The sequence below is a fragment of the Rhizobium sp. WYCCWR 11152 genome, assembly GCF_013087615.1.
GTDB lineage: Bacteria > Pseudomonadota > Alphaproteobacteria > Rhizobiales > Rhizobiaceae > Rhizobium > Rhizobium indicum.
The window spans coordinates 513,037-538,387 of the sequence record NZ_JABFCP010000008.1; the positions used below are offsets into that span (position 1 = coordinate 513,037).

Here is a 25,351-nt window from a genome sequence, read left to right on the forward strand (position 1 = left end):
TCGGATAGATAGAAGGAGCGGGGCGCGTGCGGCGCCTGGAATGCGGGAAGTTGTCATTGTCATCCGGTACGGGATTGTTCGTTACGTTTGAAGGCGGGGAAGGCGCTGGGAAATCCACGCAGATCCGCCGCCTCGCCGAGGCGCTGAAGGGCGAAGGTCACGACGTGCTGATGACGCGCGAACCAGGCGGATCGCCGGGCGCCGAAGCCGTGCGCCACGTGCTGCTGTCGGGGGCTGCCGAAGCCTTCGGCACGCGGATGGAGGCAATCCTCTTTGCCGCGGCCCGCAACGACCATGTCGAAGAGGTGATCCGGCCGGCCCTGGCCGCAGGCAAGGTCGTGCTCTGCGACCGCTTCATGGATTCCTCCCGCGTCTACCAGGGTATTACCGGTAATCTCGAGCCCGATTTCATCGAGACGCTGCAGCGCATCGCCATCAACGGCGTGATGCCGGATTGCACCGTGATCCTCGACATCCCCGCCAAGGTCGGGCTGGGGCGGGCGCAGAAGCGCGCCGCGACCGATGCTCCCGATCGCTTCGAGAAGGAGCGGCTGGAAACGCACGAGAAACGCCGCGAGGCCTTTCTCGATATCGCTGCCCGCGAGCCGGAGCGCTGCCACGTCGTCAACGCCATGCAGACAGAGGAGGCGATCGCCGCCGAGATCCTGGCGATCATCCAACAACTGCTGTCGCCGGCAGGCCGTGCGCGAATGCCGGAAGCCGCCCATCATGAGTGAAGCCCATTATGAGTGAGGAAAGGCCCGGACTGCTCGACGGCGCCATCTGGCCGGGGGAAAATACCAGGCTGTTCGGGCATGCGGAGGCGGAAGCCTTCCTTGCGCAGTCCTACCGGTCCGGCAAGGGCCACCACGCCGTCCTGATCGAAGGGCCGGAAGGCATCGGCAAGGCGACGCTCGCCTTCCGCTTCGCCAATCACGTGCTCTCACATCCCGATCCCGAGACCGCGCCGGAGACGATCGGCGATCCGGATCCTGCCTCTCCCGTCAGCCGGCAGATCGCGTCTGGCGCCTCGCACAATCTGCTGCACCTTGCCCGGCCGATGGACGAAAAGACCGGCAAGGTGAAATCGGCGATAACAGTCGACGAGGTGCGCCGCGCCGGCAAATTCTTCTCGCAGACATCCGGCACCGGCAACTGGCGGATCGTCATCATCGATCCGGCCGACGACATGAACCGCAATGCTGCCAACGCCATCCTGAAGATCCTGGAAGAACCGCCGAAGCGGGCGCTGTTCCTGGTGCTGTCGCATGCGCCGGGACGGCTGCTGCCGACAATCCGCTCACGCTGCCTGCCGCTGAAGCTGGCGCCGCTTGCCGATGATGAACTCGTCGCGGCCCTTGCCCATCTCGGCATATCAGGCGAAGGCGCGGCGGTGCTTGCCGCCGCCAAGGGCAGCGTCGGCGAGGCGCTGAAACTCCTGAACTACGGCGGCGGCGAGATCATCGCTGCCTATGACGAGATGCTTGCCGCCGAGGGACCGACAGCCCGCAAGGCAATGCATCGGCTGGCCGACGCGCTTTCGGGTCGGGAGAGCGACACGATCTTCGATTTCTTCGTCAGCCATGTCGGCGACGACATCATGAACCGCGCGCGCGCGGCAGCCGGCGAGGGGCGGATCGCGGCGGCGGAGCGGCTGGCGCGGCTCTATTCCGAAATCACCGAGCGGCTGACCATTTCCGATGGTTACAACCTCGACCGCAAGCAGACGATCATCAGCATTCTCGCCGATATCAAGCAGCCGGGCCTTTGAAGCGCGTCACCGCTGACACTTTCGGCACCGTGCTCTGATCAGCCGGTCAGCAGCTTGACTGCGACAACAGCAAGCGTGGCGGCAAGGACGATGCGGATGGTGCGTTCGTGCAGCTTCGGCGCCAGAAGGCTGCCGATGATGATGCCGGGGATAGAGCCGATCAGCAGGGCAAACAGCATCGGCCAGTCGATCTCGCCGATCAGCCAATAGCCCGTGCCGCCGATCAACGTGAGCGGTACTGCATGAACGATATCGGAACCGACGATCTCGCGCACATCGAGCCTGGGATAAAGGACCAGCAGGATCGTCACACCCAGCGCGCCGGCACCGACCGAGGTCAAGGTGACGAGGACGCCGAGAACGAATCCGAGAATGACGGTGAGGGCGAGGATGGTCGTCGGCTTCGGCGGTGTGCGATCGCCGATGGCGCGCCGCGCCAGCTCGAGGATCGGGCCACGGAAGACCAGCATGATCGCGGTCATGACCAGAAGCCAGCCGAGTGCCGTGGTGATCGTATTGGTCACGCCGATGCTTTTGCGATCGACGCCGGCCAGCAGCCACAGCATCAGCAGGGCGGCCGGCAGGCTGCCGGCCGCGAGGCTGCCGACGATCTTCCAGTTGACCCGCCCATGCATGCCGTGAACGGCGGTACCGGCCGTCTTGGTGATCGCCGCGTAGAGAAGATCGGTGCCGACGGCGGTGGCGGGATGGACGCCGAAGAGCAGCACCAACAGCGGCGTCATCAGCGAACCGCCGCCAACGCCGGTGATGCCGACGAGCGCGCCGACGAACAGGCCGGAAAGCGAATAGAGCGGTTCGAATGTCAAACAAGCGCCCCTGACGGCGCGCGGCCACGACAAATCCGATAGATGAAAACTCGCACTTCGTTCTTGTCCCGCCCTCTTTCCCAAGACGGGTAGATTGGGCGAGAAGCTGAGTCAAGTTCACGCCCCCATCGTCCCGGAAATCATCGACGACTGGAAAGTTGAGGTTTCGCTTGACGGTGACATGCGCTAAGAGCGGCTGACCATTTTTATAGAGTTAGCCGGACATTGGCCGCCATGACAGACAAGACACCCTTCTACATCACCACCGCGATTTCCTACCCTAACGGCAAGCCGCATATCGGCCATGCCTATGAGCTGATCGCGACCGATGCGATGGCGCGTTATCAGCGCCTGGATGGCAAGGATGTCTTCTTCCTGACCGGCACCGACGAACACGGCCAGAAGATGCAGCAGACGGCCCGCGCCGAGGGCATCACCGCGCAGGCGCTCGCCGACCGAAACTCCGGCGAATTCCAGGCGATGGCGACGCTGCTCAACGCCTCGAATGATGATTTCATCCGCACCACGCAGGAGCGTCATCACGAGACGTCGCGCAACATCTGGAAGCTGATGGCCGACAATGGCGACATCTACAGGGACAGCTATGCCGGCTGGTATTCGGTGCGCGACGAGGCCTACTACCAGGAAAACGAGACGGAGCTGCGCGCCGACGGCGTGCGCTACGGGCCGCAGGGCACACCCGTCGAGTGGGTGGAAGAGGCAAGCTATTTCTTCAAGCTCTCCGAATACCAGGAGAAGCTGCTTGCGCATTATGAGGCGAACCCCGACTTCATCGGTCCGGCCGAGCGCCGCAACGAGGTGATCTCCTTCGTCAAATCGGGACTCAAGGACCTCTCGGTCTCTCGCACGACCTTCGACTGGGGCATCAAGGTGCCGGACGATCCGGCGCACGTGATGTATGTCTGGGTCGACGCGCTGACCAATTACATCACCGCGACAGGCTATATCGAGGACCGGAACGGCCCGCGGGCGAAATACTGGCCGGCTGACGTGCACATCATCGGCAAGGACATCATCCGCTTCCACGCCGTCTACTGGCCGGCCTTCCTGATGTCGGCGAAGCTGCCGCTGCCGAAGCGCGTCTTTGCCCACGGCTTCCTGCTCAACAAGGGCGAGAAGATGTCGAAGTCGCTCGGCAATGTCGTCGATCCGGTCAATCTGGTGAACCATTTCGGCCTCGACCAGGTGCGCTACTTCTTTCTGCGTGAAGTGTCCTTCGGCCAGGACGGCAGCTACAGCGAAGAGGCGATCGGCACTCGCATCAACTCCGACCTCGCCAACGGCATCGGCAATCTCGCCAGCCGCTCGCTATCGATGATCGTCAAGAATTGCGACGGCAAGATCCCGGAATGCGGCGCGCTCAGCGACGAGGACAAGGCGATGCTGGCTGAGGTCGATGCGCTGCATGCCTCGACCCGCGAGGATATGGGCAAGCAGCAGATCCACCGGGCGCTCGCCTCGATCATTTCGGTCGTTTCCGAGACTGACCGTTATTTCGCCGGTCAGGCGCCGTGGGCGCTGAAGAAGACCGATCCGGAGCGGATGGGCACCGTGCTTTACGTGACTGCCGAAGTCGTGCGCCAGATTGCCATCCTGCTGCAGCCCTTCATGCCGGACTCATCGGCCAAGCTGCTCGATCTGGTCGCAGCACCCGAAGACAAGCGCGACTTTGCTGCCCTCGGCGAAGCCGGCCGTCTCATTGCCGGAACGACGCTCGAAGCGCCGACGCCGGTCTTCCCGCGCTACGTGGCTCCGGAGGCTTGAGGCCGTGCTGATCGACACGCATTGCCATCTTGATTTCGCCGACTTCGAGGCGGAGCGGGACGAGATCGTCGCGCGCGCCCATCAAGCTGGCGTCGCGCAGATGGTGACGATCTCGACGCGGGTGCGCAAGCTCGGCGCGTTGCTTGCTATCACAGAGAAGTATCCCTCGGTATTCTGCTCGGTCGGCACGCATCCGAACAATGCCGACGAAGAGCTGGAGATCCAGACGGAAGAGCTGGTGCGTCTCGCCAATGCCCATGAGAAGGTGGTCGCGATCGGCGAGGCCGGTCTCGACTATTTCTACGATACGCAAAAGCCTGAGGACCAGCAGACCGGCTTCCGCCGCCATATCGCCGCGGCGCGCGAGACCCGGCTGCCGCTCGTCATCCACAGCCGCAGCGCGGACGAGGACATGGCTGACATACTAACCGAGGAAACCGGGAAGGGGGCCTTCCCCTTCATTCTCCATTGTTTCTCGGCAGGCCCGGAGCTTGCCAAGACTGGCGTCGCGCTTGGCGGCTACATTTCCTTCTCGGGCATCCTGACCTTCCCGAAGTCGGAAGAGCTGCGGGAGATCGCCAAGACGATCCCGCAGGATCGGCTGCTTGTGGAAACGGACGCGCCCTATCTGGCGCCGAAGCGCTGGCGCGGTAAGCGCAATGAGCCGTCCTATGTCGTCAACACGGCCGAAGTGCTCGCCGAGACGATCGGCCTTGCTACCGAAGAGGTCGCACGGATCACGACAGAGAACGCTTTCCGGCTGTTCTCGAAGATGCCGAGGATCTAGCGGCGTGCTCTACCGGCGGCGTTTCACCATTCTCGGCTGTTCGTCGTCACCGGGCGTGCCGCGCATCACCGGCGACTGGGGTGCCTGCAATCCCGACAATCCGAAGAACCGGCGCACGCGCGCTGCCTTCATGGTGCAGCAATTCGCACCCGATGGCGGTGTCACGACCGTCGTCATCGATACCGGGCCGGACTTCCGCGAGCAGATGATCAGGGCAGGGGCCGACCATGTCGATGCCGTGCTCTACAGCCATCCGCATGCCGATCATATTCATGGCATCGACGATCTGCGCGGCTATTTTCACAATACGCGCCGCCGGGTGCCGATCTTTGCCGACCAATTTACGATGGACAGGTTGCGGGAAGCCTTCGGCTATTGCCTGGAAACGCCGCCGGGCAGCAACTACCCGCCGATCGTGCTGCCTGTTGTCATCGAAAACCTCGACGCGCCCGTGGAAATCCATGGTCCCGGCGGAACGATCGCCTTCCATCCGCATATCCAGCAGCATGGGGATATCCACTCGCTCGGCTTCCGCATCGGCGATGTGGCTTATTGCAGCGATATTAGCGATTTCCCGCCGCAGACCGTCGAAAAGCTTCAGAACCTCGACATGCTGATTATCGACGCGCTGCAATATACCTACCATCCGAGCCACCTGTCGCTGGAACAGTCGCTCGACTGGATCGGCCGGCTGAAGCCGAAACAGGCGATCCTCACCCATATGCACACGCCGCTCGATTACGACGTGGTGATGGCTGAGACGCCGGACCATGTGGTGCCGGCGTATGACCAGATGAGCTTCGAGACCGAGGTCAGGCTCTAAAGCTTTAACCCGCTCGCTTGCACGTACGGCCACAGTTCGACGCCACCGCGGTGGATCATGTCGAGCGAGACGTAGAGGATGATCAGCAGGCCGACATAGGCGATCCAGCGATGGTTGGTGAGCAACCGGGCGATAAAGTTTGCGGCAATACCCATTAGCGCGATCGACAGGGCAAGACCGATGACTAGCACGCTCGGATGTTCGCGCGCAGCACCGGCAACGGCCAGCACGTTGTCGAGGGACATCGAGACGTCAGCAATGACGATTTGGGTCGCCGCCTGGAAGAAGGTCTTTCTCGGCGCGCCTTCGGCACCCACCGCTCCGTGATTCTCGCCATGGCCGGCGCGAAGCTCGCGCCACATCTTCCAGCAGACCCAGAGCAGCAACAGGCCGCCGGCCAGCAGCAGGCCGACGATCGCCAGCAGATAGACTGCGACGCTGGCAAAGAGAATACGCAGAACGGTCGCGGCCACAATGCCGACGATGATCGCCTTGCGGCGCTGCGTCGCCTCGAGGCCGGCAGCAGCAAGACCGATAACCACGGCGTTGTCGCCGGCGAGAACGAGGTCGATAGCAATGACCTGCAGCAAAGCCGTCATACCGGCTGCCGTAAACATGTCCATATGAATTATCCCCAATGCGTCAAAGCCGTGCTAGCGTCTCGAAGGTTTGACGTCAACCGCTGAGAGATTTCGCAAGCGGCGTATTTGCGAGTCTGCGCGCCGAAATGGCAGGCGGCAATGAAACAGCAAGCGATGCAGTGGAGCATCGCCATTCCCCTGGAACATTCAACTCAGCCGACGGTTCTTCAAGTCAGGAAACCAGACACCGGTCAATCATCGGCCAAACTTCGCATTGGCGGCTGGATCTGCACATCGAGAGGAGAGTCCCATGGGCAGCATTTACAACGATACCAACCCGACTTTTTCAGGCCCGACAGGCGGCAGCAGCCTTGCCGCATTTTTTGACAACCGATCGGACGCCGAATCCGCCGTCTCCCGTCTTGAGGACGCAGGCGTGCCGGTTGCGAGAATAAGGCTGATGCCCGGATATGAGGCGGGCGCAAAAAATACCGGCGCAATGAGCGAAGACCGCAGCGGCTTCTTCGACGCGCTGGCCGACTTCTTCCTCCCAGACGAGGATCGCGCGGTCTACGCAGAAGGGCTGCGGCGAGGTGGATTCCTCGTCCAGGTCAATGATATCGATGACCCGCTCTACGAGACCGTCCACGATATTCTGGACGACGAGGGCAGCATCGACATGGATGAGCGGGCGGATCTCTGGTCGTTGGAAGACAGACAGCAAGGCGCGTCCAATACCGGTTTTGCCGGATCGGCCCAGGGCGGCAAAGCCTCGGAAAACCTCGCCGTGTCCGAGAGTGCATTTGACGATGCGCGCCCGGTGGCAATGCGGGACACCGCGCATGGAAGCGCCAAGGTGCGTGCCTATACCTTCCCCGAGCCTGGCACCACGTCATCGGACGAAACCAATCGCCAATCCCAAGGCCAGTCCCAAACCCAATCGCAAGGCGGATCTCACCAGAGCCAGGGTTTCCGGCGCGACCATTGATATTATGAGGCCCGGCCGCAATGCCGGGCCTCATTTCCTCTCGCTCACCTATTCGAGGACATGTCGATGCAATCATCCATCAACCGCCACGGTCTTCCGCCCGACCCCGACGAACTGATCGCGGAAGGTGATCCGCCTTTTGCCGATGCGGCTGAGCAGACCGCGCGTGAAAAGGCCGACGAGAGCCTGAACGCCCTGCAGCACGAGGTAAGGCTGCTGAATGCCCGCATAGGCGTGCTGCGCGAGGACGCCGAAGCGGCATTGAAAGCCAAGGCCACATCGGTCGATGCGAGTGCCCATGTGCAGCTCGGCGATTACCCCTGGCTGAAACTTGCCGCGGCAATCGGCGCAACCTTCATTGCAGCCAGACTGGTTCGGCGTCTTCCGCTCGGTGTGCTGCTTGCGGGATTTGCCGGCCATATCCACGAAGTGAGACGGCAGTGACGGTTTGAGCGTGCTCCTGGCATAGGCGCCGCTTGACCCTGTCGCGCAGGTTAGCCTGCTGCGGCACGTCGGCGGCCGGCGTGATTTGGCACCGCCGCTGTTAGCCACTCGCATGATCCTTGGAGGCACTCCGTAGCGCTACGATCGCATTCGGCGCCTCGATATAAGAGAGGCAGCAAGCTCGTCCCCGTTTTACGCCGAAGTCAGATGCTGCCCGAAAAAGTCGCTGAGCTTCGCGATTGCAGGCCCGACGAATTGCGGCTTGTCATAGAGGTCGACGTGGGTCGCACCATCCACAACGAAGAGTTCCTTAGGCTCCCTGGCCTTTTCATAGACCTGGTCGCTCCAGAATTTTGTCTCGGCTTTGGAACCCGCGATCACCAGAAGAGGCCGAGGCGAAATTGTCTCGATCATCTCGAACGGGTAGAATGCCATCTGCTGAGGCAAGCTCGAGAATATATAGCGATTAACGGAATTCGGATGCTGACCGCGAGCCGTGCGGTAGTATTCATAACCCTCCCTGTACATGACGGGAGTCGCTGGCGTGAAGTCGTCGGGAGAATTGGCCACAACAGGCACAAGGCGAACTGGTTCGCCACGCGCTTCACGGCTGCGCTGCTCGCCGGCATCCTTCAGCCGCTTGACGCGCTCTTCATAGGAGATGGAGTTCGAAAGTCCCTCGCGACGACCCTGGCCAATATCGAAAGTGCTCACGGCTGCGACGGCCCTTACGCGGTGCTCGTGCTGTGCGTGGTTCAACGCGTAGCTGCCGCCGATGCAAATTCCCAATGAGCCGATCCGCGCCGGATCGACCTGCGGATGCTGAACCAGGAAATCAATGGCGCAACTGATATCATCCACGCGCTGTGCCGGCACTTCCATAAGACGCGGCTCGCCGCCACTTTCGCCTTGATAGGATGCATCATAGGCCAGGCCGATAAATCCCGCTTCGGCAAGGCGCTGGGCATAGAGACCGGAGGACTGTTCCTTTACGGCGCCGAACGGATGGGTCACCACAACTGCCGCATACTTCCTGCTGCTGTCGAAATTGGCGGGCTTAAACAAGTTAGCGACAATGTTCGTGCCCATGTTCCGTGCAGGGTAGGTGACACGTTCAATCGTCACGCCTTTGTCGTTCGGGTAGTTGACAACAGCGGGTCCTTTGACCTTAGCAGATTGACCCGACGCCGCGGCGTTTCCAGCCAGTACTGAGCCGGCGACGGCAGCGCCAGACAAGACAAGCGCAGACGTTCCGAGAAACTGCCGCCGCTTCTCATCGATAAATTCATTGTCCATTGTAAAACTCCCTTGCTAGCGATCTGATTTGGAAGGATCAACGCGCTCATTTGGCGGTGATCTTTGTTCTTCTTGGTGCCAAGAATCGAACTCAACTTGTCGATCTCTCCTTGGTGAATGAGCCGCGGGAATTAGGTTCAGTCCCGCCTTGTGAAGGCGATCTCCCTGAACGGGCATTCCCCCGACAGTAAAGATGATGTGCTGCTTGAGCCGGACCTCAGATATTGATACGGCACTCCGGCGGCTCCGCTCCTTCAACGTTTTCATGCGCGACGATCTTTGGAATGACCCTATACGGCTGTGTCTGGGGCCTTAGCGCGCTCCAGGTCCGCGAGAAACTGCCGCATTAAGGGGGAATCTCCAAACCGGCGATAGTCGCGTTCCGATTTTAGCGAAAACTCGGGATTTTCCCTGACAAGGTCGGCCATCGTCGTTTGGGCATCGCCCAGATCGTCCCTCGCAGCCTGCAGCGCGGTTTGGATTAACAAGCAATTTGCGTCTTGCGGCGACCGGATCAGGCATTCGCGGATGACATTTGCTGCCTCGTCGCGGCGACCGGCCGCGTAGAGAGCCTGCCCATGCACGTAAGCATAATATTCGGGGGCAATTGGATGAAGGCGGCGCGCGCGCTCGGCATTCGAAACAGCAGCCGCATAGTCTCCAAATCGAACTTGTGCCTTGGCTAGCGCCATTAGGCTATCTGGGGCGTTCGGGTTGAGCTCCACGGATCGTTTCGCGGCCTGTAGCGCGCCGGGATAGTCGCCGGCGGCGGACAGGCCGAAGCTGAGCACCTGGTAACCGATCGCCAGATTTGGGTCGAGGCGGATAGACTGGCGCGCCTCGCTCAAACCGATTTCCACGTCTCTTTCCGTCGCCCGACCGGTGACCCGTTGCGTCATGTCGAAGATGTACGTCATACCGAGGCTGGCGCGCGCGACCGCATAGGACGGGTCCAGTTCCAGAGCCTTCTGGTAAAGTCCGCGTGCGGCCAGGAGTCCCTCGATATCCTTCGCGTCGTGCTTGAACCGATTTCGGGCCTGCAGGACAAGATCGTAGGCCTGCAGGTTCTTCGTCGGGCGCCGGATCGCCACTTCTTGCTCCGTTCTGCCGACATAAGACACGAGACTGGCGACGATCTGGGATGTCAGTTCGCTTTCAACGGAGAAAATATCCTCGACATTCCGGTCATAACTTTGTGTCCAGAGATGCGCTCCGCTTTTCACGTCGATCAGCTGCGCGGCGATACGAAGCTGATCACCGACACGACGCGCGCTTCCATCGACTACATAGGCAACATTCAAGCGGTCACCAATCGTTCGAATGTTACCCGCATCATCCCGCACTGCAGATGTAGAGTCCGGGTCGATCACCTGGAGATCAGGATTGCGCGCAAGCTGGGTCGTAATGTCCTCGGTAAGGCCATCGGCAAAGTAGGCCTGCGCGGGGTCGCCACTCATATTGTCGAAAGGCATCACCGCTACGGACGGTCGCGGATCGATTCTTTCCGCGTTCGCTAGCATGGTAAAGTCGGACGGTATCCCGGCGATCATCGCAGACAGTGGAATTGGCTGAAGCGAAAGCCCGATCCCGAGCGAAATTGCCCCGACCCCATAGGCGAGCCGAACGCCCACGTGGGGCACGAAGGAACGCACGCGGCTCCAACGTCGATTTCGCCGGCTCGGTCGTTTGACGGCGTAGACGTCGAGGCGTTCGGGAATGTTCTTCGCCGTTCGGCGCCCAATATGGGAAAAGCTCTTGCCGCGGCTGCGGTCGGCGCTCAGCACCACCGCGTTACTGACAAAAATGCTACCCGGGTCGGCCATGGCTTCGAGCCGGGAAGCCACGTTGACGCCGTCGCCATAAATGTCGCCATTGTCCTCAATGACATCGCCGAGATTGACGCCGATCCGGAACTCGAATCGTTGGTTCTCGAAGCCGTTCTGGATCTTTACTGCCGCATCCAGCGCGTCGTTGACACTGGGGAAGGTTGCGAGAAAACCGTCGCCAGTGCTTTTGAACGTTCGTCCGCCATGTTGGCTGACAGTCGGTTCGATCAGGTCGTCGAATACAGAGCGGAGCTCTGCGTAAGTTGTCGCCTCGTTTTCAGCCATGAGACGACTGTAGCCAACAATGTCTCCGGCCATGATCGCCGCAAGCTTACGTTCCATCGCCACGGCGGCCGCGCCAGTTAACGCCAGAGCCGAAACCCCGAGCAGGTGTCTCCTGTTCAAGTCAACACAGCGGTCCGGCATGTTCGTAATCCTCTAGGGTCGATGCGGAAAAAGGGGCATCCTTGTTTAAAATGGTCGTCCTGTTCAGGCGTCGATCATGCGGAGGGCACCCTCGTGGAGCCGCTGGCCTTGGATGGAAATCCGGGACAACGCTTCCTCGATGGCCTGCAGGTCGATTGGGGTCAGCACGACCTCAGTGGCTCCGAGATTTTCTTTGAGACGGTGTAGTTTCGTGGTGCCGGGGATCGGCGCGATCCAGGGCTTCTGAACGAGAAGCCATGCGAGGGCGAGTTGGGCAGGCGTCGCCCCCTTGCCATCGGCGATCCGCTTTAAGACATCCACCAAAGCCATGTTGGCGGCACGAGCCTCTGGCGAAAAGCGGGGTCCGTTGGCACGGAAATCGGTCGGGGCGATCTTGGTCTCGGCGGTGATCGCACCGGTGAGGAAACCTGCACCGAGAGGGCTCCACGGCACAAATCCGATGCCCAGTTCCTCGCAGGCGGTTAGAATGCCATTCTGCTCGACATCCCTTGTCCAAAGCGAGTACTCGCTCTGTATGGCGGCGAGCGCCTGTACGGTGTGGGCACGGCGGATTGTCGACGCATTGGCTTCCGAAAGACCCCAATGTTTGACCTTGCCCTCTGCGATAAGCCGTCCCACCTCGCCGGCGACATCTTCGATCGGCACGGTGGGATCGACGCGGTGCTGGTAGAGAAGGTCGATCGCGTCCACCTTCAGGCGGGACAGCGAGCCGTCGACAGACTTTCGAATTGTCTTCGGGCGGCTGTCCAGGCCTGTGCGTCCACCGTCAGGGTTCAGGCCGAAACCGAACTTGGTGGCGATGATCACTTGGTCCCGGAAGGGAGCAAGGGCGTCGCCGACCAATTTTTCGTTGATGTAGGGGCCGTAGACTTCGGCGGTGTCGAAAAAGGTAATACCACTTTCGACGGCTGCGTGGATCATCCGAACGCCATCGACGTGATTGAGCGGCTGACCATAGGTGGTGTTCAACCCCATGCAGCCGAAACCGAGTGCGGAAACCTTTAGTTTCCCGAGGTTGCGCTTTTCCATTGAACTCTCCGATCGCCGTTTCGGACGGATTAAGCCGCCCGCAAATCCTTGCCGCCATTTTGGCAGCAGAACCTTTTGTGCTGAGATGAAGATAGGCCAATGGCTGATTGTTGATTAGTCGCTATAATCGGAATGGGCCTATGTCAGGAGTGGATAAATGCGGCGGCAGGATTTTGGAGAACTGAATGCCTTCATGGTGGTTGCGGAAGAGCGCAGTTTCACACGGGCGGCGGCGAAGCTGGGCACGTCCCAGTCCACGCTCAGCCAGACGATACGGCGCCTAGAGACGCGCCTCGGCCTTAGATTGCTGACTCGCTCGACCCGAAGCGTTGCGCCGACCGAGGCGGGAGAGCGTCTTCTCGAAACGTTGCGCCCCGCCTTCGACGATATCGACGACAGGCTCGCGGCACTGACCGAGTTCCGCGAGAAACCCGCTGGAACGGTTCGGATCAACGCCACTGACCAGGTTGCCGAATCCCTTCTCTGGCCCGCGTTAAAGCGGTTGCTGGCAGATTATCCCGACATTCAGATCGAGCTGACCGCCGAGTCCGGGCTCACCGATATCGTGGCTGGTCGTTACGATGCAGGCGTTCGTCTGGGCGAACTCGTCGATAAGGACATGATCGCCGTGCGCATCGGACCGGAAATGCGCATGGTGGCTGTCGCTTCACCCGCATATTTCGCCCGCAATCCGACACCGCTGACCCCACACGATCTCGCGAAACATGAGTGCATCAACCTGCGCCTGCCTTCCCTTGGCGGGCTATACGCCTGGGAATTCGAGAAGGACGGGCATGAGCTGCGTGTCCGGGTAGAAGGGTCGTTGGCATTTAATAGTGGTAGATTGATCATTGCCGCGGCCCTTGATGGCTTTGGCATAGGCTACGTGACAAGTGATTACGCCGACGAGCCAGTCAAAGACGGACGATTGATGAGCGTGCTGGAGGACTGGTCGCCCCCGTTTGCAGGCTACCATCTCTACTATCCCAGCCGCCGACAGCTAACGCCCGCGTTTGCGCTCGTCGTGGACGCGCTCCGCTATCGCCGTGTCTAGGCCAGTTCGATAGAGTTTCAGCTCATGCTTGCCGGATTTGCTGGTCATCTCTCGGAGGTGAGACGGCAGTGATGATCGTTGATGGGGCTGCCTATGCGGACGAATATCGTTCCACGAACCGACGGCAAATCGCTTGATAGGTCGCCTTCTGCTTGAGCATGGAGCCGGTGAACAGGCGCTCATGTCAAAACCAAGCCAGCAACTCCGGCCAAGGTCGCGACACCGCCTGCGATCGCGAAACGAACCGCATAGGCGATGCTCCCCATACTTGCAGCAAGAACGGCTTTTGCAAGAAAGTTGGCGAAAGCGGCGACCGCTATGGCGCGAGCGGCCGCATCCGCGGGCACCTGGATGGATGGCAATTTCGCCACGGCAAGCGTTATCGCATCGAGATCGCCCAGTCCTGTGATGAACGCAAGCGCGATCAGCGACTGAGTTCCAAAGACGGTCAAGGTCATTCGCGTTAGGACTGTCACGACGGCGAGAACGAGTGCGAAGCGCAGCACGACCATCACCTCGAGCGGGTTTCGGGGTGAAAAATCGGTGCTATCATCCGGGCGTTGCAGCAATGCGGCGAAGCCGCCAGCTATGGCGAGGATAGCGGCAGCCGGAGCGAGGGATAGAGCAAGATCCCTGAAAATGGCTGGTGCAATGACGCTGCAAATCAAAAGCACGCGGGCGAGAGAAACGGCTCCCGCAAGCATTGCGCCCGCCGAGAGGAGTGGCGAGAGGGCCGGCATCTGCTTCGATTGACGGGCAAAGGAAAGCGTCAGGGCCGTCGAGGAGACGATGCCACCGCTGGTCCCGGTCAGCAATATTCCGGCTCGGGCGCCGCTCAGCTTGATCAGGATATAACCGGCAAAGGAAACGGCTCCCACGAGGATCGTCATCATCCAAAGCTCGAAAGGATTGATTGCCTGCCAAGGATCAATCGGCCTGTTGGGAAGGATCGGGAGGATGACGATGGTCATCGTCAAGAGGATCAGGGCGGCCCTGAGCTCAAGCCAGGTCAATCGGCGAAGAAATCCATGCAACGGTTCCCGCGCTGCAAGAAGGGCGGTTATTGCCACAGCGCTTGCGGCCGTTACCGTCATATCCGCCACAACCGCACCAAAGCCCAGCGCAAAGACCGCCAGGGCCGCAATGGTGCCGGTGGCGCTGTAATCCTCTTCTTGTGCCGCCTGCATGCGGCTGAAGAGGAGAACCGTGATGCAAAAGAATATAAAGATAGCTGTCGGCAGAATCGGCCCTGTCACAGGCTGCAGGAAACCGCAGAAACCGCCAAGGAAACTTGACAGGCCATAGGTGCGGATACCGGCTACTCTTTTGCCTGGCGCAGCCTCACGATCCCGCCAGCCGCGCTCAATGCCGACAAGGATGCCGATTGCAAGCGCCAGGCTGAGGCGCTGGAATGCTTCCGTCGTTACCAATGATGTCATCATCCGATGGGTCCAAGCGCGCCAGCTGATTCATCGAAGGCAGTTGCGCCGTATATGCCATTGCTGTTGATCCGCAAGCTGCTGCTCGGCGGCGTCCGGACGGGTTTGCGCCGCGAAGTGCTGATATTCAATCGCGCTTCGCATTTCATCGCTTAACATAGATCGTTGCCGCTTCGCCCAACGAATTCCGCTTGCTTCCTGATGAGGACGGTCAATATCACGCTCGCGCTTTCGCGGTGGAGCGACCTTGATCTTCGTCAAAGCGCGGGAGACACCTCTGCGCTATGATACCTCCAATCATCGGGAGGACATCAGCCGTGAAAGCACAATTCCATTTACCGCTGGCCACCTATCCAGACGCAAGCTCCTTCTCGCTCCTTCAGAACGCTGTCGCTGTTTCCCTTCACCAGAAGGCCGGGTTGACGGCAAGTATACCGCTGGTCAGGATCGAACCCTTTCAGCCGCGATTTCCATCACTCCTTGACGTAGACAAAATGCGTGCGGAGGCGGAGCGATTGAGTAAAGACAATGGAACCGTTCTCGGGCAGACGCTCCATGATTATGCGAAAAAAGCCGAGGTCGAGGTCGAGATCCAGCCATTCGATGCGAGGGAGCCATTTGTCGCACAAACTCTTGCCGAGTTGTCGCGCGTATACGATCTTTCCATTTTGGAAGCATCTGTGCTGATGAGGCCGCTGATCGAGAGCGTGCTGTTTGAAAGCGGGAGACCGCTCCTGCTTTTCCCCCCGGATAATTTCTGCGGCCGGATCGATGCTGTCGCCGTCGCCTGGGATGGAGGAGCCACCGTCGCGCGGGCACTGGCGGGTGCCAGGTTCTTGCTGGAACGGGTATCGCGTGTCGTCCTGATTTCCGTCACCGATGATAAGCAGATTGACGAGCGCAGCCGGGATCACCTTGCGGCTGCGCTTCGGAAGGCTGGTCTTGCTGTCGATGTCGCAGCCGTGCAAGCGAAGGGAGATTCGCCAGCCAGCGTCATTCAAGCTGCCGCCCTGGAACACAAGGCAGATTTGCTCGTCGCCGGCGCATTCGGTCATTCGAGACTACGCGAATTCCTCTTGGGAGGGGTGACACGGTCGCTGTTGACCCACCTCGAAATGCCCACTCTCCTTTGTCACTAATTCAGAGTGCGCGCGGCGCGTCGCCGATAGCAGCAATATCGCCATCACCGAAAGTCTGATGCCACAACCAACGCTTTGGAAGGAATCAATGAACCTGCGCGACGTCTGAAGGCATCGGCTTGGCAAGCTCCTTGACGATCGCTTCAAGCGCATCGGCCGTCGTCCGCAGGCCGGATGACCGCGCAATTTTCAGTGCCGCTTTGCAATGAGCGGACAATTCGTCTTGCTCCCCGTGATCATTCGTCGGGAAGACGATGCCCGCATATTGCGACGGGTTTCCGGCTTCATCCCTGAAGCAGCGGCCCAAGGCCGCGACGCCGACTATTTGCCCGCTTCGATCAAATACCCGATAATCACAGCGATACGGATTTCCTGTGATCACCGATTCTGAAATTGCCTTGGCCACGGATGGCTTGTCGTCCGGATGAATCCGGTCGAGGTATCTGATGACCGGCAGCCCCGTGAGAGTCTCTTCGGGATCAAGCCCAAAGAGGTTTGCCAGCGCCGAATCCGCATAAACCTTGTCGGTCGCCAAGTCCCAGGTGAAAATGCCAGGCTCTTCGGTAAAAGAAAATTCGGACGTTCCCAAAGCTCTGTTGACAAGACTCATTCCGCATCCCCGGTCTGCACGCCAATGCTGCCGGGTGGCTAGGTCACCTGGCTCTTGAAAGAATACGACGCGCTCGATCAGCGACAGGGCGGTCGACCATTTCACCCCCGATTTTAGCCACGTTTCCATCGGACGCAACTGCAAGGACAATCCACGGGCCTGCGACCACCAGACACGCTCGTTGCGCGCAACCAGCGGCGTCGTTTTCTTGACGGGAACGGCGAAGATGTGCTCCACCTCGGCTTCGACTTTCCAGGATGCGACGAAGCTGACAAGACCGGCGCGAAGGGTTGACGGAAATCATGACGAAAATCGATCTCAATTCTGATCTGGGGGAGGCGTTTGGACCCTGGCGCATGGGCGACGACAAGGCGATCCTTGACGTCGTTACCAGTGCGAACATCGCATGCGGCGGGCACGCCGGAGATCCCGCGACCATGGTGGAGACGCTCGCGCTCGCAAGCGAACGGGGTGTCGTCGCCGGAGCCCATCCGGGCTTTGCAGATCGCGAGGGCTTCGGGCGACGTCTGATCCCCTTGAGCATCCGGGAAGTGGAGCAGCTTGTGGCGACGCAGACAGGCGCGCTGATGGGAGCTGCGGCTCTGGCGGGCGCCCGCGTCCGCTACGTCAAACCACACGGCGCACTCGCCAATTGGGCGGCCGACGAACGGCCGGTCGCCGACGCCATCATACGCGCAACCCGAGCGGTTTCGCCGGAACTTGCCATACTGGCGATCTCCGGGACAGAGCTGGAGCATGCGGCCCGCGATGCCGGGATGACCGTCTTCAGCGAGATTTTTGCCGACCGCGGCTACCTCTCCACGGGTCGGCTCGTTCCGCGCAACTTGCCGGGAGCGATGATCGATGATCCCGCGGAGGCGGCTTCGAGATTGATCGAGTACCTGTCCAGCGGCCTCATGCCGACGGTCGACGGCGTTCCGATCCCTCTCGATGTGCATTCGATCTGCGTTCACGGGGACAGCCCAGGAGCGCTCGCCATGGCCGTCCACGTGCGCCAGGAACTGCAAAAGGCAGGCATCGAGGTGGCACCATTCCTCCAGCCGACACAGGAAAACAGGTGATGGCCAAAGGCTATCTTATCGCCCAGGTTACCGTCACCGATCCGGAAGCCTACGGGACCTGCGCGCGGGCAGCGGATGCGGATTTCATTCTGATCGAAGGCGCCGACTGAGGTGCCACAGGACCCGTCCGCATCGCCCGGCAGCGTTCCGACCTACCGCCCGGTGGGCGGGCACGCGGTGCTCGTCGAATTCGGCGCGACCATCGATAAATGGATCCACGATCAGGTCGTCAAGCTGGATGCCGCCTTGAAGGCGGCACCCTTTGAAGGATTCGTCGAAGCCGTTCCGGCCTATGCCAGCATTCTCGTATGCTTCGATCCGCTCGTGGCCGATCACCGGACAACGGAGGCGGCCATTGAGGAGCTTCTGGGGGCTGAGGTTCCAGAGACGATCGGAGCGATGCGCGAAGTCGAAGTCTGCTACGATTCTGATCTTGCGCCCGATCTTGCCGCCGTCGCCGAGGCAAGCGGATTATCGCCGGAAGACGTTATATCCGCCCATCTCTCCGGCGACTACAGCGTCTTCATGTACGGCTTCGCTCCAGGATACGCTTACCTCGCAGGCGTGCCCAAAGCCATTCAGCAGCCGAGGAAGCCGGCGCCTATTCGCGGCATCGCCGCCGGAAGCGTGCTGATCGCCGGTCCGCAATGCCTGGTGAGCACGCTCACCATGCCGACCGGCTGGTGGATCATCGGCCGCTCGCCGACGAAGATCCTCGACGCCGCGTCCAACGACCGTCCGTTCCTCTTCGACGTCGGCGACGCGGTGCGTTTCCGCCGCATATCGAGGGCCGAATTCGACGCGAGGTGCCTCGCATGAGCGAAGCGGTCCTTGCAATCAACTTCGCAGGCCCTCACGTCGCTGTCCAGGACGGAGGACGTCGCGGATTGATGCGTTACGGCGTCCCGGCCTCCGGTCCGATGGACAGGACCTCGTTTGCCGCCGCCAACGTCGCCGTCGGCAATCCTGCCTGTCAGCCCGCAATCGAAGTCTCTATGGGCGGCCTGGTTCTCGACTGCGTGTCGGGGGAGGTTACGTTCGCCGTCGCGGGAGGGGGATTCATCGTAGAGCATGCCGGCGACAAGCGCGGCGCATGGATGGTCGCCACCTTGAGGGCCGGCGAGCGACTGGCAGTTCGTCCGGGACACTGGGGAAGCTGGACGTATCTGGCCTTCGCCGGTCATATCGAGGCGAAGACCTGGCTGGGCAGCATGTCGACGCACAGTCTCTCCGGCCTCGGCGGCGGGCGCCTTGCAGCCGGGCAGACCATCACCGTCGCCGACCCGGAAGTGCGAGACGATCGACATGGTCCGATTACATGTCCGGTCATCGCAAGACCGCGATCCGAGCTGCGTGTGGTGGTCGGTCCACAGGATCGGTTCTTCTCGAAAGGAACCTTGTCGAATTTCCTTTCGTCGCCCTTCCGCCTGAGCGACGCCTATGACCGCATGGGTGTACGTCTTCAAGGTCCGTCGCTTGCACCAAGCGTCGCGTTGGACATGCCGTCGGAAGCGATCGTGCGGGGCTCGGTGCAGGTCGCCGGAGACGGTGTTCCCACCATTCTGCTGGCCGACCACCAGACGACCGGAGGATATCCCAAGATCGCCACGGTGGTGGATTCGGATCTGGACGCCTTCGTCCAGCTACGCCCACGCGACCATATCGGTTTCCTGGCCGTGACACCGCAGCAGGCGATCGAACACATTCGGCTTCGGGCTTCGACGGTGTCCCGTTACCTCGCGGCGCTGTAGAGGACCTCGCCAGGTTTTTCATGCGCGAAAAGCTTGGCAAGACTGTCAGGCTGGTGGTAATCTTTACCACCACAAGAGTCTGGAGGTGCCACATGGCCAATGTTGAAAAGATCAGCGTCTCAATGACGCCGCAGCAGGCGGACCTGCTTCGCGACGCGGTCAAGAGCGGTGCCTATGCCAGCAGCAGCGAAGTAATCCGCGAAGCCATGCGTGACTGGTCAGCCAAATGGGAAACCCGCAAGGGCGACATCCAGCGTCTGCGGACCCTGTGGTCCGAAGGCAAGGCGAGTGGCACGGCCATCCCGGCCGACTTTGATGATGCGCTTGAAGAGGCGCGCCAGGAAGCCAAGTCTACCGCCTCGCATGCCCGCTAAGCTGATCTGGACACCCGCCGCCCGTGCCGGCGCGAAGAAAATTTACGTCGACATCGCCCGCGAGCAGCCCCAGGCGGCCGAGCGGTATTTCCAGCGGTTCCGTATCAAGGCCACGTCGCTGATCGAGCAGCCGCGCCTGGGCCAGCGTCATCCGGAGATCCATCCGGCCGCCCGCATGCTGGTCGAGGCGCCCTATGTGATCCTCTATCAAACTCATCCCAACACGGATGACGGTCCCATCGAGATCGTGGAGATCGTTCACGTCGTCGATGGCCGGCGTGATTTGGCAGCGCTCTACTAGCCAAGCGGCACGATTAGAAGGGCACTCTTTCCCTTGGCCAATGTCGCGGGCGTAGTCAGCGCCGCCGACGCCCGCGATACCGCCACCGTATACGCTTGGAGCTGCCGTTAGCTCGAAGTAGTGTTCAGGAAAATCCAGATTCAATTCGGGGGCACCATGGATTTTCTGAACGTCGCGGCTATCGTTTTCTTCCTTCTCGTCTGGGTGGCGGTCGAGCCTTTGATGGCAGCGGGATGGCCGAGAAGGAACGATAGCCTTTCCGTCGATATGGTGCGCATTCGCACAGCCTGGATGCGCGAGGTTCTGACGCGTGACAACAACTTCATCGGCGACGCCGCGATCCTCGGGCACACGATCAATTCGGCATCCTTCTTCGGCTCCGCCAATCTCATCGTCATCGTTGGCCTGAGCGGCGCGCTGTTCATGGAGCCGAACTATGGGTCGGGTGGCGGGCTGATCGCAATGTTTGCGGCTCAGGACCCAGCGTGGTTTTTCCAGTGCAAAGTCCTCCTGATCATGGCGACGCTGCTGCGGGGACTATCCGATTTCATCTGGGCGGTCCGGCAGATCAACTACTGTCTGGCGGCGATCGGGGCCAGCCCATCCCGGGATGAAGACAGGGACATCGCCGGTTGGACAAACGCCCTGACTCTCGTTTTGAACCCTGCGCTTCGATCGTTCAGCGTCGGTGTCCGATCTTACTACTTCACCTTTGCAGCCGCCTTCTGGTTTCTCGGGCCGATCCCCTTCGCTGTTGCCACCATCCTCAGCGTCGGCATTTTGATCTGGCGTCAATCCTGGTCGGATGCTGCAAAAGGGATCATGGCCATACGGAAGCTGCTTGACTAGAACAGGATGATTTTAGGCCGGGTAGGCCTAAAATGTGAATCCTGTTCTAAGTTAAAGAGTTAGAGCATGATGTCGTCCGAAACCAATCACAGTTTTCGGCATCATGCTCTAAAGCCAAGCCTTAGGCTGGATTGCACAGAAGCGGTATCTTACTGGCGGTGTCCGATGGATCGTCTCGAAGCGATGCGTATGTTACTGGCCGTGGTCGACGCCGGAAGCATCTCTGCCGGCAGCAGGAAGCTCAACGCGCCATTGCCCAGCGTTAGCCGAAAAGTGGCCGAACTTGAGCGACATCTTGGGGCAAACCTCATCGTGCGCACCAGCCGCAATCTGCAGCTCACCGATGCCGGACGCGACTATGTCGATGCCGCCCGAAAGATCATGGCGGATCTTGAGGAGGCCGAACGAAGGGCGTCCGGGGAATACCAGACGCCCAGAGGCGTGCTGACGATCACGATGCCGATCGAATACGGCAGCCGCTACGTGCTGCCCGTTGCGCTGAGCTTCATGGACAAATACCGGGAGGTGTCGCTGAACCTTCTGTCGCTCGACCGCACGGTCGATCTCGTGTCCGAGCAGGTGGATATCGCGATCCGTCTCGGCGAGCTCGCCGACAGCGCCCTCCATGCCGTGAAGATCGGCGAATTCCGCCTGCTGACCTGCGCGAGCCCCGTCTATCTCGAGCGCCATGGCACACCTGAGCGTCCCGGCGATCTCATCGATCGCGACGGGATCATCTTCAACAAGCGAACATTCTTCTGGACATTCGACGTCGATGGTACACCGATGGAGACGGTGCCCCGCAACCGGCTGGAAGTGAATACCGCGGCAAACTGCGTTGCGGCGACCGTCGGCGGGGCGGGGATCGCGCGGCTGTTCGACTATCAGATTCCCGACGAACTGGCGTCTGGCGCGCTCGTCCCCATCCTTGGCGATTTCGACGGGCCGCCACAGCCCATTCATATCGTCTACTCGCGCCAGGGGCTTCTCGCGTTGAAAGTACGCGCTTTCGTCGACTGGGCATTGCCGCAGCTGCGGAATATCCGCTAAGATAATCTAATGTTATCTGAATGATGCGCCTATTTCTTCAATCGTTTGTTCCGGTTTCTGAAGGTGCGGGAAGTGGCCGATACCTGAGAGGATATCGACTTTTGCACCGATCTTGGCGGCGAACTCGATGCCCATCTCGCTTGTGATATAGATGTCTTTCTCGCCCCAGATCACCTTCACGGGCGTCTTCAGCCAGGTGAGGTTGGCCTCGAGATAATGCTGATCGCCGGTGAAATTCGCGTAGTAGTGGGCGAAGGCATCCGCTGAAGTCATTCCGTCAAGGCTCCACGAACGGGTCATGTCCTGCTGGACGTCAGCCGGCAGATCGAATCGCTCATCGGGCGAGAGGCCGCGCCTGTGCACGTTCTGAAGGATCTCGTCGCTTGTCTTGTTCATGTAGGCACGGGTCGGCGAGGCGGTCGGCTCGGCTTTGAGGTTCTGCAGGTTCTCCCACATGTATTGCGGCCGGTCGAACGGCGCGAAGTCTCCGACGATGATCTGCCTGGCGATCGTCGGCTCGTCGAGAGCAAGCAGCAGGACGGGCAGGGCACCGATGTCAGTCGCGTAGATCACGAGCTTCGACCGGTCGATGCCTGCCCGGTCGATATAGGCCTTCAACACCTGGGAGTACGCCCTCGGCGCATAGGAAAACCGTTCCGAAGCCGGGCGCGACGACTGCCCGTAGCCCGGCCAATCGAAGGCATGGACGTCGTAGTCGTGAGCAAGCGTTGTCGCGATGCCGTTCCACACCGTCAGTGTTTCCGGAAACCCATGGAGGAAAAGCACGGTGCCTTTTGGCGCGGGGGCGCGGATTGCCATCCTCCTCAGCGTCAGGACTTCGTCGATCTCGATGAAGCCGACGGCGTCGTGCGCGGCTTGCGTACAAGCGAAGGCTTCAGACGAGTGGGAAGCGGGAGTTGCCGCGACTGATGCAGCATTTACGGTTTTGTCCTTAGACATAGGATGTCCTTTCTGAACGGCGGTCAGCCAAAGCCCAAAAGCCGGCTGTCTGCACAAATAATTGAGCATGGCGTCAGCTCGCGGTAGCCGGAGAAAGTGAGAGGAACCCTCTCTACGGCGGCAGCGCGGCAACCCGGCTGCCCAAGGCTGACAGCTGAACGAGAGGGTGCCTCTCAATTTCCCGAGGTGCCGGCCGGCCGTCGACCCGCCCAAATATCCACCAGCCGCCGATTTGCGACAGCTCGTTGGCGTTTGCGTGCGGAAGGCAGAGCGTCGACCACGACAATATAAGGAAGAACTGATATGAACGACATTACCCAAAGCAGACAGGTTGCGGCCGCCCCCGACAAGGTCCGCAGCCTCCCGGGCCACGCCACTGTCGGCACCAATGATCTGAATGCCGCGTCGGTATTCTACGACAAGCTTCTGGCCGTGTTCGGGATCGGACGAGTCCTCGTCCAGCCCAACCGGGCCATCTACTACGGTCATCGCACGCTCGAATTCGGCATCATCAAGCCGTTCGATGGCCGCCCTGCCACCGTCGGCAACGGTGGAATGATTGCTTTCGAAGCTCCGTCCCGTTCAAAGGTTGACGAAGCCCATGCAACGGCATTGGCGGCGGGTGGCTCGGACGAAGGAGCTCCTGGTCCGCGTGGCGAGAACGGTACGGGTCCTTACTGCGCCTATTTTCGCGATCCCGAAGGCAACAAGTTTCTGGTCTTTCGTTCCGGAGCGGACGAGGCCTGACATTTTCGGCATTGAAGCGGGCAGGGCATCTTTTCCTCTCCTCGACATCACGAAAGGACACGGCATCATGGCAATGCTGAACGTTTTGAAACACCGCGACGTATCGCGCCGCTCGCTGCTATCAGGCTTTGCCGCGGCCGGCATAACCGCCGTTCTCCTTCCGCGCACGTCCAGCGCCGCTGATGTTGTCGGCGTCGCGTCCGAGGAGATTCAACCGTTCAAGGTTGAGGTCTCCGAGGCGGCGCTCGCGGACCTCAGGCGGCGTCTTGCCGAGACCCGATGGCCCGACGGCGAAACCGTTGTGGATCGCTCGCAGGGTGTGCAGCCCGACAGGCTGAAGGAACTGGTGAGCTACTGGCAGTCGTCCTATGACTGGCGGAAGGCGGAGAGCAGGCTGAATGCATTTCCGCAGTTTCTCACCAATATCGACGGACTGGACATCCATTTTGTCCATGTCCGTTCCCGCCACGAAAACGCGCTGCCGCTGATCATGACCCATGGCTGGCCAGGGTCAGTCTTCGAACTGCTTGATGTCATCGGGCCGCTCACGGATCCGACGGCGCATGGCGGCATGGCTGATGATGCCTTCCATCTGGTGATCCCTTCGATTCCAGGATTTGGCTTTTCCGGGAAACCGCCAGCAACGGGTTGGAACCCCCAGCGGATAGCGGCTGCCTGGGACGTCCTGATGAAGCGGCTTGGCTATGACCGCTATGTCTCGCAAGGCGGCGACTGGGGCGCGATCATCAGCGACGCCTTGGGTCGCCAGGCGCCCGATGGGCTGCTCGCGATCCACGTCAACAGGGTCGAGCGTGCCACGACCTTCCCAGCGGACGCAGCGCAGGCTCTTAAAAATGGAGAGCCGGCTCCTGATAGCTTGTCTCCGGATGAGAAGGTCGTCTTCGACGAGGCCCGGGACTTCCTCAACAACGGCTTCGGTTACGCAGCGATCATGAGCACGCGGCCGGAGACGGTCGGCTATGGTATTGCGGATTCTCCGGTCGGCTTGGCTGCCTGGCTTTACGACAAGATCGCCGACTGGGTGTATACACGCGGCGATCCCGCACAGGCTCTTGGCAAAGATGCCATCCTCGACAACATCACGCTGTACTGGCTGACGAACACTGGCCCTTCGAGTGGTCGCATCTATTGGGAGAATGCCATGTCGGGCGCAAAACTCACGCCCGTCAAAGTCCCGGTCGCCGTCACGGTGTTTCCCGGAGAGGTTTACAAGCCGCCAAAGCACTGGCTGTCGAAGGCCTATCCGAAGCTCGTCTACTACAACCGCGTCTCCAAGGGCGGTCACTTCGCAGCCTGGGAGGAGCCAGAACTTTTCAGCCAGGAGATCAGGGATGCCTTCAGAAGCTTGCGGTCTTGACGCCGTCTGGCCT

The 25,351-nt window shown here is 60.6% G+C and carries 27 protein-coding genes; 18 read left to right on the plus strand and 9 right to left on the minus strand.

Annotated elements, in window-relative coordinates; translation table 11 throughout:
* The first annotated feature begins 56 nt into the window (after positions 1-56).
* Positions 57-737, plus strand: coding sequence for a dTMP kinase (gene tmk, locus G9X67_RS12340; protein WP_138329419.1), 681 nt, complete (start codon positions 57-59; stop codon positions 735-737).
* 8 nt (positions 738-745) lie between these two features.
* Complete coding sequence (locus tag G9X67_RS12345) at positions 746-1,771, plus strand: DNA polymerase III subunit delta' (protein WP_138329420.1); 1,026 nt, start codon at positions 746-748, stop codon at positions 1,769-1,771.
* A 38-nt stretch (positions 1,772-1,809) separates the two neighbouring features.
* Here G9X67_RS12345 and G9X67_RS12350 read toward each other — a convergent pair whose 3' ends face one another.
* Positions 1,810-2,598 carry a sulfite exporter TauE/SafE family protein gene (locus tag G9X67_RS12350; protein ID WP_138329421.1) on the minus strand — a complete coding sequence of 263 codons (789 nt, stop codon included), beginning with the start codon at positions 2,596-2,598 and terminating at the stop codon, positions 1,810-1,812.
* 234 nt (positions 2,599-2,832) lie between these two features.
* Between G9X67_RS12350 and metG the strand changes: the two genes are divergently transcribed.
* Genes metG through G9X67_RS12365 form a run of 3 tightly spaced genes read left to right on the plus strand, consistent with a single transcriptional unit; the run spans position 2,833 to position 5,993 of the window.
* Positions 2,833-4,383: a methionine--tRNA ligase gene (gene metG, locus G9X67_RS12355; RefSeq protein WP_138329422.1), complete on the plus strand. Its 1,551-nt coding sequence runs from the start codon at positions 2,833-2,835 to the stop codon at positions 4,381-4,383.
* Positions 4,384-4,387: 4 nt separating this feature from the next.
* On the plus strand, positions 4,388-5,170 hold the full coding sequence (locus tag G9X67_RS12360) for a TatD family hydrolase (RefSeq protein WP_138329423.1): 783 nt from the start codon (positions 4,388-4,390) through the stop codon (positions 5,168-5,170).
* Between the two features lie 4 nt (positions 5,171-5,174).
* The gene (locus G9X67_RS12365) at positions 5,175-5,993 is read left to right on the plus strand and encodes an MBL fold metallo-hydrolase (RefSeq protein WP_138329424.1); all 819 of its coding nucleotides are present in this window, start codon (positions 5,175-5,177) and stop codon (positions 5,991-5,993) included.
* Here the strand turns inward: G9X67_RS12365 and G9X67_RS12370 are convergent.
* The gene (locus tag G9X67_RS12370) at positions 5,990-6,616 is read right to left on the minus strand and encodes a TerC family protein (RefSeq protein ID WP_138329425.1); all 627 of its coding nucleotides are present in this window, start codon (positions 6,614-6,616) and stop codon (positions 5,990-5,992) included. The genes G9X67_RS12365 and G9X67_RS12370 overlap by 4 nt on opposite strands.
* 268 nt (positions 6,617-6,884) lie before the next feature.
* Between G9X67_RS12370 and G9X67_RS12375 the strand changes: the two genes are divergently transcribed.
* Both G9X67_RS12375 and G9X67_RS12380 read left to right on the plus strand, forming a co-directional pair.
* A complete protein-coding gene (locus G9X67_RS12375) occupies positions 6,885-7,562 on the plus strand; it encodes a hypothetical protein (protein WP_171598759.1) in 678 nt (225 codons plus the stop codon).
* Between the two features lie 66 nt (positions 7,563-7,628).
* A complete protein-coding gene (locus tag G9X67_RS12380) occupies positions 7,629-8,006 on the plus strand; it encodes a hypothetical protein (protein WP_131709116.1) in 378 nt (125 codons plus the stop codon).
* A 192-nt stretch (positions 8,007-8,198) separates the two neighbouring features.
* Here G9X67_RS12380 and G9X67_RS12385 read toward each other — a convergent pair whose 3' ends face one another.
* The 3 genes from G9X67_RS12385 to G9X67_RS12395 all read right to left on the minus strand — a co-directional run bounded on the left by G9X67_RS12385 (position 8,199) and on the right by G9X67_RS12395 (position 12,604).
* Positions 8,199-9,302, minus strand: coding sequence for an alpha/beta hydrolase (locus tag G9X67_RS12385; protein ID WP_171598760.1), 1,104 nt, complete (start codon positions 9,300-9,302; stop codon positions 8,199-8,201).
* 290 nt (positions 9,303-9,592) lie between these two features.
* Positions 9,593-11,470, minus strand: a complete 1,878-nt coding sequence (locus G9X67_RS12390; protein WP_171599043.1) for an adenylate/guanylate cyclase domain-containing protein — start codon at positions 11,468-11,470, stop codon at positions 9,593-9,595.
* A 147-nt stretch (positions 11,471-11,617) separates the two neighbouring features.
* Positions 11,618-12,604, minus strand: coding sequence for an aldo/keto reductase (locus tag G9X67_RS12395; RefSeq protein ID WP_171598761.1), 987 nt, complete (start codon positions 12,602-12,604; stop codon positions 11,618-11,620).
* Positions 12,605-12,761: 157 nt separating this feature from the next.
* Here G9X67_RS12395 and G9X67_RS12400 point away from each other — a divergent pair, with 157 nt between their 5' ends.
* Positions 12,762-13,658, plus strand: a complete 897-nt coding sequence (locus G9X67_RS12400; RefSeq protein WP_171598762.1) for a LysR family transcriptional regulator — start codon at positions 12,762-12,764, stop codon at positions 13,656-13,658.
* 179 nt (positions 13,659-13,837) lie between these two features.
* Here the strand turns inward: G9X67_RS12400 and G9X67_RS12405 are convergent, their stop codons facing one another.
* Together G9X67_RS12405 and G9X67_RS12410 are read right to left on the minus strand one after the other, a co-directional pair.
* Positions 13,838-15,100: a DUF4010 domain-containing protein gene (locus G9X67_RS12405; protein WP_171598763.1), complete on the minus strand. Its 1,263-nt coding sequence runs from the start codon at positions 15,098-15,100 to the stop codon at positions 13,838-13,840.
* Positions 15,101-15,127: 27 nt separating this feature from the next.
* Entirely contained in the window at positions 15,128-15,358 is a 231-nt protein-coding gene (locus G9X67_RS12410) for a hypothetical protein (protein ID WP_171598764.1), read from the minus strand.
* 56 nt (positions 15,359-15,414) lie between these two features.
* Here G9X67_RS12410 and G9X67_RS12415 point away from each other — a divergent pair, with 56 nt between their 5' ends.
* Entirely contained in the window at positions 15,415-16,236 is an 822-nt protein-coding gene (locus G9X67_RS12415) for a universal stress protein (RefSeq protein ID WP_138329432.1), read from the plus strand.
* Positions 16,237-16,321: 85 nt separating this feature from the next.
* Here the strand turns inward: G9X67_RS12415 and G9X67_RS12420 are convergent, their stop codons facing one another.
* The gene (locus G9X67_RS12420; RefSeq protein WP_138330047.1) at positions 16,322-16,846 is read right to left on the minus strand and encodes a PAS domain-containing protein; all 525 of its coding nucleotides are present in this window, start codon (positions 16,844-16,846) and stop codon (positions 16,322-16,324) included.
* A 302-nt stretch (positions 16,847-17,148) separates the two neighbouring features.
* Between G9X67_RS12420 and G9X67_RS12425 the strand changes: the two genes are divergently transcribed.
* From G9X67_RS12425 to G9X67_RS12455, 7 genes are all read left to right on the plus strand, one after another.
* Positions 17,149-17,928, plus strand: a complete 780-nt coding sequence (locus G9X67_RS12425; protein WP_171598765.1) for a 5-oxoprolinase subunit PxpA — start codon at positions 17,149-17,151, stop codon at positions 17,926-17,928.
* A gap of 111 nt (positions 17,929-18,039) precedes the next feature.
* Positions 18,040-18,747, plus strand: coding sequence for a carboxyltransferase domain-containing protein (locus tag G9X67_RS12430; protein ID WP_171598766.1), 708 nt, complete (start codon positions 18,040-18,042; stop codon positions 18,745-18,747).
* Complete coding sequence (locus G9X67_RS12435) at positions 18,735-19,679, plus strand: biotin-dependent carboxyltransferase family protein (protein WP_138389160.1); 945 nt, start codon at positions 18,735-18,737, stop codon at positions 19,677-19,679. Before G9X67_RS12430 ends, G9X67_RS12435 begins: the two co-directional genes overlap by 13 nt.
* 92 nt (positions 19,680-19,771) lie before the next feature.
* Positions 19,772-20,053, plus strand: coding sequence for a type II toxin-antitoxin system ParD family antitoxin (locus G9X67_RS12440; protein ID WP_138329435.1), 282 nt, complete (start codon positions 19,772-19,774; stop codon positions 20,051-20,053).
* Positions 20,043-20,354, plus strand: coding sequence for a type II toxin-antitoxin system RelE/ParE family toxin (locus tag G9X67_RS12445; protein ID WP_138389161.1), 312 nt, complete (start codon positions 20,043-20,045; stop codon positions 20,352-20,354). The genes G9X67_RS12440 and G9X67_RS12445 overlap by 11 nt, the downstream gene beginning before the upstream one ends.
* A gap of 156 nt (positions 20,355-20,510) precedes the next feature.
* Positions 20,511-21,203 (plus strand): DUF599 family protein, encoded by a 693-nt coding sequence (locus tag G9X67_RS12450; RefSeq protein WP_130818071.1) that lies wholly within the window; start codon positions 20,511-20,513, stop codon positions 21,201-21,203.
* Between the two features lie 165 nt (positions 21,204-21,368).
* Positions 21,369-22,253 (plus strand): LysR family transcriptional regulator, encoded by an 885-nt coding sequence (locus G9X67_RS12455; RefSeq protein ID WP_138329438.1) that lies wholly within the window; start codon positions 21,369-21,371, stop codon positions 22,251-22,253.
* A 12-nt stretch (positions 22,254-22,265) separates the two neighbouring features.
* On the opposite strand, the gene G9X67_RS12460 is transcribed toward G9X67_RS12455, so the two are convergent.
* The gene (locus tag G9X67_RS12460) at positions 22,266-23,213 is read right to left on the minus strand and encodes an alpha/beta hydrolase (protein ID WP_171598767.1); all 948 of its coding nucleotides are present in this window, start codon (positions 23,211-23,213) and stop codon (positions 22,266-22,268) included.
* A gap of 303 nt (positions 23,214-23,516) precedes the next feature.
* Here G9X67_RS12460 and G9X67_RS12465 point away from each other — a divergent pair, with 303 nt between their 5' ends.
* Together G9X67_RS12465 and G9X67_RS12470 are read left to right on the plus strand one after the other, a co-directional pair.
* Positions 23,517-23,960: a VOC family protein gene (locus G9X67_RS12465; protein WP_138329440.1), complete on the plus strand. Its 444-nt coding sequence runs from the start codon at positions 23,517-23,519 to the stop codon at positions 23,958-23,960.
* A gap of 67 nt (positions 23,961-24,027) precedes the next feature.
* Complete coding sequence (locus tag G9X67_RS12470) at positions 24,028-25,338, plus strand: epoxide hydrolase family protein (RefSeq protein ID WP_171598768.1); 1,311 nt, start codon at positions 24,028-24,030, stop codon at positions 25,336-25,338.
* Positions 25,339-25,351: the final 13 nt, after the last annotated feature.